Raw genomic sequence first — 13,198 nt, 5'->3', positions numbered from 1 at the left:
GTTGATTTCATCATGGATGAGGCCGCGGGTATAGGTTCCGGCAGGAGCCAAACTTCCGATCCCCGCGAGGCACGCCATGCGCTGCAATCACTGGAAACCCGGCTGCTCGGTGGAGAGCGCCGGCTGCGGCGACGCGATGTGGCCGCCGGTGCGGGCGTTTCCCTGCTGTCCGCGCGTAAGTTGTGGCGGGCCATGGGCTTCCCCAATCTGGGCGACGACGACGTCGCGTTCACCGAGCGGGACCAGGATGCCTTGACAACAGTGATTGACGTGGTCCGGGAGGGGCTGCTGACCGAGGAAGCGGCCATTTCGGTGACCCGGGCGGTGGGGCAGATGACAGACCGGATGGTGGTTTGGCAGATCGAGGCACTGGTGGAGGACATTGCGGCCGAGCGCAACGTCAGCGATGCCGAGGCCCGACGCGTCCTGGTGTCAGAACTGCCGGAGCTGATCGAGCCGATGGAGAAGATGCTCATCTACTCCTGGCGGCGTCAGCTCAACGCCGGCGTGCAGCGCCTGGCCGTGCGCGCGCAGGCGGGTCTGGATTCCAGTGAGGAAGGCCGTCAGGGTACCGAGGACGACGCACCGCTGCCGTTGGCCCGGGCGGTAGGATTTGCCGATTTGGTCAGCTACACCAGTCTGTCCCGCCGGATGAACGAAAAGACCTTGGCGAAGCTGGTCCAGCGTTTCGAGAACAAGTGCGCGGAGATTATCTCCGTCGGTGGTGGCCGGCTGGTCAAGACAGTGGGCGATGAGGTGCTGTTCAACTGCGAGACGCCGGTGGCCGGGGCCGAAATTTCGCTGGCGCTCGCCGAAGCCATGGCCGCCGATGATTTCCTGCCGGAGGCCCGCGTTTCCATGGTTTGGGGGCGGGTGCTCTCCCGGCTCGGTGACATCTATGGCCCGACCGTTAATCTCGCCGCCCGGCTTACGGCGCTGGCCGAGCCGGGCACGGTTTTGATCGACTCGACAACGGCGGCGGCGCTGAACTCGGATGACAGGTTCGTGCTGTTGCCCCAAGAGGTCCAGCAGGTCCGTGGTTTCGGTGCTATCCATCCGGTGGTCCTGGCCCGTGGCCGCGGCGAAGGCCTCGTTGTCGATTAGCGGCCGTTGTGGATGCGCTGTGGACTTTAGGGCCAAAAGCCGCAAGCCGCCGGAGGACGGCGTGGCGATCAGGGCTAGGCGCGAAGACAGGATTTCGTAGAGTGGTACCAGTGACAGCACCGATCAGCAAAGGAAACGTTCCCCCGATGGCAGAACAGCTGAATCCGATCGGAAACCCAAGCATTCCGCCGAGGGACAGAGGACGGTCGGGTACCGGGGTTGGTGCGGGGTGCCTCGGTGTCCCGATTGACAGCTGGCAGCCCGGTTCCCGGGTTGGTATTAGGTGGTCCGGAACTGACTCCCCGACCCTGCGCCGGGGCCTCACCACCGTCGTCGTCGGCCTGGCATGAGCGCCGACGGACCTTTAGCCGGAGACTTTCGGCTAAGCATGGCGCAAGCCTCGGATCGTGGTCTGCGTCGTGAAATCAACGAGGACTCAGTCCTGGCACGGTATCCGATCTACGCGGTGGCGGACGGAATGGGCGGCCACGAAGCGGGCGAAGTCGCGAGCCGCATCTGCGTCGAATCGTTGGCGGACAACCAGGATCTGCTCGCGGCGGGCGATCACATCTCGCCGGAGCACATCACGCAGGCCCTAATGATGGCCGACTCAGCCATCCGCGCCGCCACGGACGAACGTGCCGGGACGACGGTGTCCGGGGCCGTACTTGTGCGCGATGCGGGGATGCCGCAGTGGCTGATTTTCAATCTGGGGGATTCCAGGACATACCGGCTGGGTAAGGGCGGGCTGGAACGGGTGACCGTTGACCATTCGGAAGTTCAGGAACTGATGGACCTGGGGCACATAACGGCTGAGGAGGCTCAGTACCACCCGCGGCGGCACGTCGTCACGCGGGCTCTTGGCCTTGGCACTGAGAACTCGGCGGATTTCTGGTTGCTGCCGGTGACGGACGGGGATCGGATTCTGATCTGTTCCGATGGCCTGACCGGAGAGCTGGGTGATGACAGGATCGCCGAAATTCTGTCCGCGGACGGGGACCCGGAACGGACCTGCACCGACCTTATTCGGGCGGCTCTGCAGTCCGGTGGCCGGGACAACGTCAGCGTTGTGGTCCTGGACGCAGCATCGGTCACCGGTCCGGTGCCTGCGCAGTAGATGCTGGAAGGCCGGACTGGTGCGGGCCGGCCGGTGTGCCTGGCTGGCCACGGGCTGGCATATCTGCTGCAGGTATGGGGCAAGATAGGACTGTGAGCACAGCCAAGGATACTGATGACAGCAGTCCCGGTTCGGTGGACCGCGAGGTTCCTACCGAAGCCCTCCGCGACGAATATGAATCCTTGGCCGACCGGATCCGCCAGTTCCGCGCCGCCTACTACAACGACGACGAGCCGTTGGTTTCCGACGCCGAGTTTGACCAGCTGTACCGCCGCTTGGAGGAAGTCGAAGCGCTCCACCCGGAGCTGATCAGCAACGATTCTCCCACCCAGGAAGTCGGGGGCGAGGTCTCCGCCGCGTTCGCCGCCGTGCAGCATTTGGCCCGGATGTACAGTCTGGAGGATGTCTTCTCGCTGGAGGAACTGCAGGTCTGGATCCGCCGGGTGGAAGCCAGCGTGGAGAAGATGGGCGGCCACCCGGAGCTCAAATGGCTGACTGAACTCAAGATCGATGGGCTTGCCGTTAATTTGCTGTACCGGAACGGGAAGCTGATCCGGGCGGCCACCCGCGGGGACGGCACCACCGGGGAGGACATCACCCACAACGTACTGACCCTCAAGGACATCCCGCGCCAGCTGCGCGGCAAGGACCTGCCGGCGGAAGTGGAAATCCGGGGAGAGGTCTTTATTGCCTCCAAGGATTTCCTGCAATTGAACGAGGCCATGGTGGAGGCCGGAAAAGCGCCGTTCGCCAACCCCCGAAACGCTGCGGCCGGGTCACTGCGGCAGAAGGATCCGGCGGTTACCGCACAACGGCCACTGAGTATGTACGTGCATGGCATCGGCGCCCGGGAAGGTCTGGCGGCGGAGAGCCAATCCGGCACCTACGCCCTGTTAAAGACATGGGGGCTGCCGACCAGTCCCTACTTTAAGGTGCTGGACCGTTATGAGGACGTGCTGGAGTTCATCGCCCATTACGGCGAGCACCGCCACGACCTGATGCACGAAATTGACGGCATTGTGGTCAAAGTGGACAACTATGCCACCCAGCGGGCGCTGGGCTACACCTCCCGGGTCCCGCGTTGGTCCGTGGCCTATAAGTATGCACCGGAAGAAGTCCACACCAAACTGCTGGACATCGCCGTCAACGTCGGCCGCACCGGACGCGTTACGCCGTACGGCGTCATGGAGCCGGTCAAAGTATCCGGTTCCACCGTGGAGATGGCCACCCTGCACAACCAGGATGTGGTCAAGGCCAAGGGCATCATGATTGGCGATGTTGTGGTGCTGCGCAAGGCCGGTGATGTCATTCCGGAGATCGTTGGCCCGGTGATGGCGCTGCGCGCCGCCCAGGACCCGCCGGTGCGTGCCTTCGTGATGCCCACTCATTGCCCGTCCTGCGGGACGGAACTGGCGCCGGCCAAAGAAGGCGACGTGGACATCCGCTGCCCCAACGCCCGCTCATGCCCCTCGCAGCTGCGGGAACGCGTCTTCCACCTGGCGGGCCGTGGTGCCTTCGACATAGAAGCCTTGGGTTGGGAGGCTGCCATTGCCCTGACGCAGCCCGCCGCCCCGGCAACTCCGCCGCTGACCAATGAGGCGAACCTTTTCGCGCTGACCCCGGAGGATTTGGCGGACGTGCGGATCGAGCGGGAGAAGAAGGTTCGCGGCGAGGTGCAGGGTCGGGAGCTGGTGCCGTACTTTTACTCGAAACCGATGGCCAGGAAACCCAGCGTTCCCACCGCCAATACCGTCAAGCTTTTCACCGAGCTGGAAAAAGCCAAGTCGCAGCCGCTGTGGCGGGTGCTCGTGGCGTTGTCCATCCGCCATGTCGGCCCCACTGCCTCCCGTGCGCTCGCGACGGGCTTCAGATCCATGGATGCCATTCGCAGCGCCAGCGAGGAACAGCTCGCCGATGTCGATGGAGTGGGTCCGATCATCGCCAAGGCGTTGGTGGAGTGGTTCGAGGTGGACTGGCACCGGGACATCGTCGAACAATGGGCCGGTGCCGGCGTGCGGATGGCGGACGAGGCGGACAGTTCCGTGCCGCGGACTCTGGAAGGGCTGACCGTTGTCGTCACTGGATCGCTGCCGAACTTCAGCCGGGATGAGGCGAAGGAAGCCATTATTACCCGCGGCGGCAAGGCTTCCGGCTCGGTCTCAAAAAACACCAGTTATGTTGTGGCCGGGGACAACGCAGGCACGAAGCTGGACAAGGCGGAGCAGTTGGGCCTGAGGGTTTTGGACGAGGCTGGTTTCGTTAAACTGCTGGCGGAGGGAGCGGTATGAACGCACGTGACGGCAGCGCCGCCGGTCCTGGCGACGGCCAAACCGGGGTTAAGCCCGGGGGAAACGCAGACCTGCTGGCCGATTTGCTGGCCTTGGCCAAAGCCGCAGCTGCGGCCGGGGCTGCGGTCCTGGCGGCCCGGGATCCCTCAGCGTTTGCGGCGACTGCCAAGGGCTCGGACGCGGACTGGGTCACGGCCTTTGACCTGGCAGCGGAGCGGGCGGTGCGGCAGACGATCGCCGCAGCCCGTCCCTTGGATGCCATCACGGGGGAGGAGTTGGCGCCTACCAGCGGGCCGGATGCCTCTGGCTATCGCTGGTCCGTGGATCCGCTGGATGGAACCATGAACTTTATCCGCAACATTGCCTATTACGGCACGTCTGTAGCCGTCCAGGGGCCCGACGGCGGCTGGTTGGCTGGAGTTGTCAGCGCGCCGGCCCTGCGGCGCACGTACTTCGCCAGCCGGGGCGGTGGAGCCTGGCTCGAAGAGGAGAACCCATACGGACAGGTAACAGTGACCAAATTACAGGGCCCGCTGCTGCCCCGGAATGGCCGGCTGCTGGCAACGTCGCTGACCTATGATCCGGAAATCCGCAGTCGGCTTGCCGGCCAGCTCGGCGCGCGGATGCAGAACTTCAATGACTTCCGCCGCCTCGGTTCGGCCGCATTGGAGCTGTGTGCGGTGGCGGAGGGTGGAGTTGATGCCTACCTGGAATATGGACTGTACGAGCATGACTTTGCTGCCGGGGCACTGATCGCCGAAGAGGCGGGCGCCTGGGTTCGGCGTCCGGAGCTGTCCTCGGCGCTGGTGGGCCTGCCGTCGCAGGCAGAGGCCATGTCCTCGTGGACCGCCGCATCTATTCCCGAACTAGCAGAAAAATTCACTCCGTGACGGCCTCATGGCAGCAGCTCATTGCGGCTCTGGGAAACGACCGGTTACGCCAGGTCTACGCAGAAAAGGTGCTGGGGATCGACGGCGGTGGATCCCCGGCGGAACTGGCCAAGCTCGCCTCCGCAGGGCTGTTGGAGGTCAGCGATGGCAGCTACGAACTGGCGCCGGAGGTCTTTGCGGAGGTCCTCAGCTCCGCGCGCAAGCCGCAGCCCGCGGGGGCGGACAGGTTCTTTACGCACGGTAGGCTGCAGGGCATTCCGCGCAAACCCGAGGACCGCGATCACGTTTTGGGACAGCTGGCCATCCGGCTCTTCGGCAGCGAGGAGGTCCTGGTCGAACATGATGTTAACCGCCTGCTGGCCACTGTGACGGAAGACATCCCAACCCTGCGCCGCGCCTTGGTCGACTTCGGCTTCCTGCAGCGCGACGCTGATGGAAGCCAGTACTGGCGCTCCTCCTGACCACATAGCGGTGGGCGGCGCACCCCGGCTCCTGCCTGGGGACAGCGTTCGGCGGCGGTTTTCGGGAGCTGTAAACTGGGATGTCCCCGCCCGAGGCTACGGGTCCGCAGCTGCCAGTTGAAAGAATGATGATCACCACCCACAGTCCCGTCACTGTCCGCCCGGTATCACCCGCCGATTACGACGACGTCGCCCGGATCACGCGCGATTCATACCTTGCCGCCGGCCACTTCGACGACGCCGAGCATCCGTACATGATACGGATCCAGCAGGTTGCGGACCGGGCCGCGGCTGCGCCTGTTTGGGCGGCCGAGCGCGATGGCAAAGTGGTGGGATCTGTCACATTGGCCGTTGCCGGTGATCCATATGCCGATATTGCCCGCGGCGACGAGCTGGAGTTCCGCATGCTGGTGGTTGATCCAGCCGTACAGCGTGGGGGAATTGGCCGGGCCCTGGTGCAGGCCATCATCGCCCATGCCCGCACACTCAATGGCATCAACGGAATCAGCCTGACCACCGGGCAAAACTGGCACAGCGCCCATGCCCTGTACGAGTCGACGGGCTTCGTGCGGGTACCCGAGCGCGACTGGCTGGTTCCCGAGACCGAGATCAAGCTGCTGGTGTACCGGCTGGACCTCTGACCGCAGGCTACCGCTTGGGCTTGTGGCGGCGCGATCCTGACTTGCGGGCCGACGGAGCCGAAGCCGAAGCGCCCTGGGCGTGGGACGGAGTGTCCCGCTCCGTTCCGGTCCGGACGGCCAGCTTCTTCAGCGCTGCGCCTGCCTGGCGGCGGACGTCGACATCGCCGTCGCGCAGCAGCACCGAAATGGCTTCGGCATGCTCCGCCAGGCCGAGCTGCGCAAGCGCACGGGCCGCAGCGGAACGCACCCGCGGCACCTCGTCCGCCAGTAAAGCTGCCAGTGCATCGGAGAACGGAAGTCCCCGGTGCTCCGCTACCTTGGCACACATCTCGCGCACTCGCCACGCCCGGTTGTCCAGCCCCTTGCGAATGGCTGGGGCCGCGGAATCGTCCCAGATATACATGAAGGCGCGCGCACCCCACAGCTCGGGCCAGTAAAGCGCGGGCGCACCGTTCAGGATGCCGTTGGCATGGGAGCCGCCCATGAAAAGCAGAAAGTCCTGTGTTTCGTCGTCACCGTCCAGCAGGGTGAGGGCTCGTTCGACGACGTTCCGCTCACCGAAACGGTCGACGGCGGCGGCGATCCGGTCCGTGGGCGAGGCTTCAATGGGGACAGACAATTCTTCGGCAGGCATGTATCCAATCTACGCGGGAACTTTTCGACCGGGTGAACCGGAACCTGCGGTATCCCGGTTTGCCGCGGCAGGCGCGGTGCCGATGTGATGCCCCGAACCGACCACGGCCGCGCATTAGACTGGAGTGGAAATACTAAACTTTGCAGGGGAGATCCATGGCTGCGATCAACCGTGACGATGTGGCGCATCTGGCGCAGCTCGCTCACATTGAGATGACCGACGACGAACTGGACAGGATGGCAGGCGAACTCGCCGTCATCGTCGATTCGGTTAAAAGCATCAGCGAGGTTGCCGGGAACGACGTTCCCGCCACTTCGCACCCGATTCCGTTGAGCAATGTGCTGCGCGAGGACGTGGTGGGACATGTGCTGACTGCGGACCAGGCGCTCTCCGGCGCCCCGGACGCACAGAACGGCCGCTTCCGGGTGCCTGCGATTCTGGAAGAGGACTAATGACTGAGCTGATTAAGCATTCCGCCGCCGCTCTGGCGGCCAAGCTGGCGGCAAGGGAAGTCTCCGCCGTCGAGCTGACCCAAGCGCATTTGGACCGGATTGCCGCCGTCGACGGGGGTGAACGCGGCATCCATGCCTTCCTGCACGTGAACACCGCCGAAGCGCTGGCCGTTGCCGCGGACGTTGATGAGCGCCGCGCCCGCGGCGAGGAGCTGCACGAGCTGGCCGGCGTTCCAATCGCGGTCAAGGACCTGATCGTTACGGTGGGGCAGCCGACGACGGCGGGGTCGAAAATCCTCGAAGGCTGGCACAGCCCCTACGACGCCACCGTGGTGAAAAAACTGCGGGCAGCGCGGATGCCCATTCTGGGCAAGACCAACCTGGATGAGTTCGCCATGGGTTCCTCCACAGAGCATTCCGCCTACGGTCCCACCCGCAATCCGTGGGACCTGGACCGCATTCCCGGCGGCTCCGGCGGTGGTTCCGCGGCGGCGGTGGCTTCATTTGAAGCACCGCTGGCGCTTGGCACGGATACCGGTGGCTCCATCCGGCAGCCGGGCGCTGTCACCGGAACGGTGGGGGTCAAGCCCACTTACGGTGGCGTTTCCCGGTACGGGGCCATCGCGATGGCGTCGTCCCTGGACCAGATTGGTCCGGTTTCCCGGACGGTGCTGGATTCGGCGCTGCTGCATGAGGTGATTGGCGGCCACGACCCCTTCGACTCAACCTCGCTGACGGATCCGGCCACCGGACTGGTCGCGGCCGCACGGCTCGGCAATGTCAAGGGCATGAAGATCGGTGTGGTCAAAGAACTCGGTGGTGAGGGTTACCAGGCCGGGGTGGAGGCGCGGTTCGCCGATTCGCTGGAAATGCTGCGCAGTGCGGGCGCCGAAATCGTTGAGGTCTCGTGCCCGAACTTCGACTACGCCTTGGGTGCCTATTACCTGATCATGCCCTCGGAGGCCTCGTCCAACCTGGCTAAATTCGACGGGGTCCGGTACGGGCTGCGGGTGCTGCCCGAGGACGGTCCGATGACCATTGAACGGGTGATGGGCTCCACCCGGGCGGCAGGCTTTGGCGACGAAGTTAAGCGCCGCATCATTCTGGGCACCTACGCCCTCAGCGCCGGTTACTACGACGCCTACTATGGCTCGGCGCAGAAGGTGCGCACCTTGATCCAGCGCGACTTCGACGCCGCCTTCGCGCAGGTGGACGTGCTGATTTCCCCGACTGCGCCGACGACGGCGTTCAAGCTGGGTGAGAAGCTCGACGACCCGCTGGCGATGTACCTCAATGACGTGGCCACCATTCCGGCCAACATGGCTGGTGTCCCCGGGCTGTCCCTGCCTAGCGGCCTTGCCGATGAGGATGGTCTGCCCGCCGGCATTCAATTGCTGGCCCCGGTCCGCCAGGACGCCCGGCTGTACCGGGTTGGCGCAGTGCTGGAAACAATGTTGGAGCAAAGCTGGGGTGGACCGATCCTGGCCAAGGCCCCGGCTCTGGCCGAGCTTGCCAAGACCACGGAGGCTAAATAATCATGGACGCTACCCTGAGCTTCGATGAGGCGCTGGAGAAATACGATCCGGTGCTGGGCTTCGAGGTCCACGTCGAACTGAACACGAAGACCAAAATGTTTTCCTCCGCGCCCAACGTCTTCGGCGATGAGCCCAACACCAACGTCAACGAGGTGGATCTGGGCATGCCCGGCGTCCTGCCGACGGTGAACAAGAAGGCCGTGGAGTCCTCGATCAAGATCGGACTGGCGCTCAACTGCAAGATTGCCGAGTCCTGCACATTTGCCCGAAAGCACTACTTCTACCCGGACACTCCGAAGAACTTCCAGACCTCACAGTACGAGGACCCGATCGCCTACGACGGCTACCTTGATGTGGAGCTCTCCGACGGCACCATTTTTCGGGTGGAAATTGAGCGTGCCCACATGGAGGAGGACGCCGGGAAGCTGACCCATATGGGCGGCGCGACAGGCCGGATCCAGGGTGCGGACTTCTCGCTGGTGGACTACAACCGGGCCGGCGTCCCACTGGTGGAAATCGTCACCAAGCCCATCGAGGGTGCCGGTGCACGCGCACCCGAGCTGGCGAAGGCTTATGTGGCTGCGGTGCGGGAAATCGTGAAGAATTTGGGCGTCTCCGACGCGCGGATGGAACGCGGCAACGTCCGCTGCGATGCCAACGTCTCACTGCGGCCCTACGGCCGGGAGACATTTGGCACCCGTTCCGAGACGAAGAACGTAAATTCCCTGCGCGCCGTCGAGCACGCCGTGAACTACGAGATCCGCAGGCATGCCGCGGTGCTGGATTCCGGTGCTGCCATCGTGCAGGAAACCCGGCACTGGCACGAGGACACCCGCTCCACCACGTCGGGGCGCCCGAAGTCGGATGCGGACGACTACAGGTATTTCCCCGAACCGGATCTGGTGCCCGTGGTTGCCACACCGGAATGGGTCGAGTCGCTGCGTGCGGAGCTGCCGGAGCCGCCAGCTGAGCGCCGGAAGCGTTTGCAGAAGGACTGGGGTTACAGCGACCTGGAGTTCCGCGACGTGGTCAACGCCGGCCTGATGGATGAGATTGGGGACACCGTGGCCGCCGGTGCCTCGGCCGCCGCGGCCCGCAAATGGTGGATGGGCGAAATCGCCCGCCGTGCCAAGCTGGCCGACGTCGATCCCGCTGCGCTCGGCGTAACGCCGGCCGTCGTCGTCGAACTGGAGTCGCTGATTGCCTCCGGAAAGATCAACGACAAACTGGCCCGCGAGGTGCTCGACGGCGTCCTGGCCGGCGAAGGCACGCCCACCGAAGTCGTGGACAAGCGCGGACTGGCGGTCGTTTCCGACGACGGCGCGCTGCAGGCCGCGATTGACCAAGCCTTGGCGACCCAGCCGGGCGTTGCCGAGAAGATCCGCGGCGGAAAGATCCAGGCCGTGGGCGCCATCGTTGGAGGCGTCATGAAGGTCACCAAGGGCCAAGCCGACGCCGGTCGGGTCCGTGAGCTGATCCTCAAGACCCTCGGCGTGGACGGCTGACCAGGCACCGCACCGCACGACCCGCTCGCGCGCAACCTCCCGCCCCGTCCCTTCCCCCTCCCCTCGGCAACTAAGTAACAGCAGATGCACCCATTTCGCCTTTTGAGTGCATCTGCTGTTACTTAGTTGAGGGGAGCGGCAGGGGGATTGTCGCAACATACTCATATCTCCGTACAGTGGATGGCGGGGAAAGAATCAGCCACCTGGCGGCGCCGAGGGGTGCGGCCACCTGCAGAAGGAATTCAGAGTGAAGGCGCTCTACAAGTCCGGCGCACACGCCGGTTTCGAGCTCATCGACCGTCCCGAACCCGATGCCGGATCCAGCGACGTGAAGATCCGCGTACTGACCACCGGTATCTGCGGCACGGATCTGCACATCCAATCCTGGGATGCCTGGGCCGCATCCACCATTACCGCCCCGCTGATTGCCGGGCATGAGTTCTACGGCGAGGTGGTGGAGGTTGGCGAGGATGTCCGGGACGTCAAGGTGGGGGACCGGGTCTCCGGCGAGGGCCACGTGGTCTGCGGAATCTGCCGCAACTGCCGGGCCGGGCGGCGCCAAATGTGCATCAACACCGCTTCGGTGGGCGTGCAGCGCGACGGTGCCTTCGCCGAGTATGTGGTGATACCGGAGACAAATGTGTGGGTGCACCACGACGCGTCGATCACCCCCGAGCTGGGCGCCATTTTTGACCCCTTCGGCAACGCCGTGCATACCGCCCTGAGCTTCCCGCTGGTGGGGGAGGACGTGCTGATCACCGGTGCCGGACCCATCGGACTGATGGCCATCGCCGTCGCCCGTCATGCCGGCGCGCGGAAGATCGCCATCACCGACGTGTCCGCCCCGCGGCTTGAACTGGCCCGCAGCATGGGCGTTGACTTGGCCGTGGACGTCTCCCGGACACGGGTCAAGGACGCACAGAAGGAACTGGGGATGCGGGAGGGCTTCGACATCGGGCTGGAAATGTCCGGTCATCCCACCGCGCTGCCGGAAATGATCGACAACATGAACCACGGTGGCCGCATCGCGATGCTGGGCCTGCCGAGCCAATCGATCGACATTAACTGGGGCAAGGTGGTCACCCACATGCTCACACTCAAAGGCATCTACGGTAGGGAAATGTTCGAAACCTGGTACGCGATGAGCGCCATGCTGGCGTCAAACGCCGTGCTGCGCCGGAACATTGCCGCCGTCGTGACGGACAAACTGCCGGCCGCACAGTGGGAAAAGGGATTCGAAGCCGCACGGCAGGGCGTGGGCGGCAAGGTTGTGCTGGACTGGACGGAGCTGTCGTGAACCGTTGCAGCCAAGGCCATCCGGCAAGCCGCGAGATCTAAGGAGAAGCGATGTATACCGCAATGAAGGACCAGCTCGCCGGCGAGCTGGACGAAATCCGCGCAGCAGGGCTGTACAAGACCGAGCGCCGTATTTCCTCGCCGCAGTCCAGCCATATCCGGGCCGGTGCACTGACCGCGGACGGATTGCCCGTGCTCAATTTCTGCGCCAACAACTACCTCGGCCTGGCGGATCATCCGGAAATTATTGCGGCGGCTAAAACGGCGCTGGATGAGCGTGGTTTCGGAATGGCCTCGGTGCGCTTCATCTGCGGAACCCAGGACCTGCATCTGGAGCTGGAGGCCCGCGTCTCGGAATTCCTGGGTACCGAGGACACCATCCTGTTCTCCTCCTGCTTCGATGCCAACGGCGGGGTTTTCGAATCCCTGTTCGGCCCCGAAGACGCTGTCATTTCGGATGCGCTCAACCATGCCTCCATCATCGACGGCATCCGGCTGTGCAAGGCGGCCCGCTTCCGCTACGCCAACCAGGACATGGCGGATTTGGAGGCCAAACTGCGCGAAACCGCGGCCATGAATGAGGGCCGTGGGGCCCGCCGGCGGATCATCGTCACGGACGGCGTCTTTTCGATGGACGGCTATCTGGCGCCGCTGGCCGCCATCTGCGATCTGGCGGACAAATATGATGCGCTGGTGATGGTGGACGATTCGCACGCCGTGGGCTTCATGGGCGCCACCGGAGCCGGGACGCCAGAACACGCGGGAGTGTCGGACCGGGTGGACATCTACACCGGCACGTTCGGCAAGGCCTTGGGTGGAGCGTCTGGCGGCTACGTCGCTGGCCGCGGCGAGATCGTCAGCATGCTCCGGCAAAAGGCCCGACCCTACCTGTTCTCCAATTCGCTGGCGCCGTCCATTGTCGCCGCTACCCTGAAGGCGCTGGAGCTGGTGGAGACTTCGGCGGCGCTGCGGGCAACGCTATTCGAGAATGCGGACTTGTTCCGGCGCCGAATGAGCGAGGAGGGCTTTGACCTGCTCGACGGCGAACACGCCATTGTTCCGGTGATGTTCGGCGACGCCGCGGTGGCGGGCCGGATCGCTGATGCCATGCTGGAGCACGGCGTCTACGTCACGGCCTTCAGCTATCCGGTGGTGCCCAAGGGCGCGGCGCGGATTAGGGTGCAGCTTTCCGCGGCGCACAGCGCGGACGACGTCGAAGCGTGTGTGCGTGCGTTCGTCGCCGCCCGCTCGTCAGTGGCAGGCTGAGCCGAGGCC

At 64.6% G+C, this 13,198-nt stretch carries 12 protein-coding genes; 11 read left to right on the top strand and 1 reads right to left on the bottom strand.

The window, feature by feature from the left end; translation table 11 throughout:
• Window positions 1-12: 12 nt before the first annotated feature.
• The 6 genes from IV498_RS06905 to IV498_RS06880 all read left to right on the top strand — a co-directional run bounded on the left by IV498_RS06905 (window position 13) and on the right by IV498_RS06880 (window position 6,501).
• The gene (locus tag IV498_RS06905) at window positions 13-1,104 is read left to right on the top strand and encodes an adenylate/guanylate cyclase domain-containing protein (RefSeq protein WP_442951309.1); all 1,092 of its coding nucleotides are present in this window, start codon (window positions 13-15) and stop codon (window positions 1,102-1,104) included.
• Between the two features lie 388 nt (window positions 1,105-1,492).
• Complete coding sequence (locus IV498_RS06900) at window positions 1,493-2,221, top strand: PP2C family protein-serine/threonine phosphatase (protein ID WP_269045824.1); 729 nt, start codon at window positions 1,493-1,495, stop codon at window positions 2,219-2,221.
• 74 nt (window positions 2,222-2,295) lie between these two features.
• On the top strand, window positions 2,296-4,509 hold the full coding sequence (gene ligA / locus IV498_RS06895) for an NAD-dependent DNA ligase LigA (protein WP_269045823.1): 2,214 nt from the start codon (window positions 2,296-2,298) through the stop codon (window positions 4,507-4,509).
• Window positions 4,506-5,399 carry an inositol monophosphatase family protein gene (locus IV498_RS06890; RefSeq protein ID WP_269045822.1) on the top strand — a complete coding sequence of 298 codons (894 nt, stop codon included), beginning with the start codon at window positions 4,506-4,508 and terminating at the stop codon, window positions 5,397-5,399. Before ligA ends, IV498_RS06890 begins: the two co-directional genes overlap by 4 nt.
• Window positions 5,396-5,860 carry a DUF2087 domain-containing protein gene (locus IV498_RS06885; protein ID WP_269045821.1) on the top strand — a complete coding sequence of 155 codons (465 nt, stop codon included), beginning with the start codon at window positions 5,396-5,398 and terminating at the stop codon, window positions 5,858-5,860. Before IV498_RS06890 ends, IV498_RS06885 begins: the two co-directional genes overlap by 4 nt.
• 125 nt (window positions 5,861-5,985) lie before the next feature.
• Window positions 5,986-6,501 (top strand): GNAT family N-acetyltransferase, encoded by a 516-nt coding sequence (locus IV498_RS06880; protein ID WP_269045820.1) that lies wholly within the window; start codon window positions 5,986-5,988, stop codon window positions 6,499-6,501.
• A gap of 7 nt (window positions 6,502-6,508) precedes the next feature.
• Here IV498_RS06880 and IV498_RS06875 read toward each other — a convergent pair whose 3' ends face one another.
• Entirely contained in the window at window positions 6,509-7,135 is a 627-nt protein-coding gene (locus IV498_RS06875; protein ID WP_269045819.1) for a HEAT repeat domain-containing protein, read from the bottom strand.
• A 155-nt stretch (window positions 7,136-7,290) separates the two neighbouring features.
• Between IV498_RS06875 and gatC the strand changes: the two genes are divergently transcribed.
• The 5 genes from gatC (at window position 7,291) to IV498_RS06850 (ending at window position 13,189) form a co-directional block, all read left to right on the top strand.
• Window positions 7,291-7,587 (top strand): Asp-tRNA(Asn)/Glu-tRNA(Gln) amidotransferase subunit GatC, encoded by a 297-nt coding sequence (gene gatC / locus IV498_RS06870; RefSeq protein WP_269045818.1) that lies wholly within the window; start codon window positions 7,291-7,293, stop codon window positions 7,585-7,587.
• Window positions 7,587-9,122, top strand: a complete 1,536-nt coding sequence (gene gatA, locus IV498_RS06865; protein WP_269045817.1) for an Asp-tRNA(Asn)/Glu-tRNA(Gln) amidotransferase subunit GatA — start codon at window positions 7,587-7,589, stop codon at window positions 9,120-9,122. Before gatC ends, gatA begins: the two co-directional genes overlap by 1 nt.
• A gap of 2 nt (window positions 9,123-9,124) precedes the next feature.
• A complete protein-coding gene (gene gatB / locus IV498_RS06860) occupies window positions 9,125-10,627 on the top strand; it encodes an Asp-tRNA(Asn)/Glu-tRNA(Gln) amidotransferase subunit GatB (protein ID WP_442951307.1) in 1,503 nt (500 codons plus the stop codon).
• 247 nt (window positions 10,628-10,874) lie between these two features.
• Window positions 10,875-11,924, top strand: coding sequence for an L-threonine 3-dehydrogenase (tdh, locus tag IV498_RS06855; RefSeq protein WP_269045816.1), 1,050 nt, complete (start codon window positions 10,875-10,877; stop codon window positions 11,922-11,924).
• Window positions 11,925-11,974: 50 nt separating this feature from the next.
• On the top strand, window positions 11,975-13,189 hold the full coding sequence (locus tag IV498_RS06850) for a glycine C-acetyltransferase (RefSeq protein WP_269045815.1): 1,215 nt from the start codon (window positions 11,975-11,977) through the stop codon (window positions 13,187-13,189).
• Window positions 13,190-13,198 lie beyond the last annotated feature (9 nt).

The sequence above is a fragment of the Paenarthrobacter sp. Z7-10 genome, from assembly GCF_026932795.1.
In the GTDB taxonomy this organism is placed as follows: domain Bacteria; phylum Actinomycetota; class Actinomycetes; order Actinomycetales; family Micrococcaceae; genus Arthrobacter_M.
Note: the sequence above shows the minus strand (reverse complement) of the source record. Positions and strands in the feature narration are given on the sequence as shown.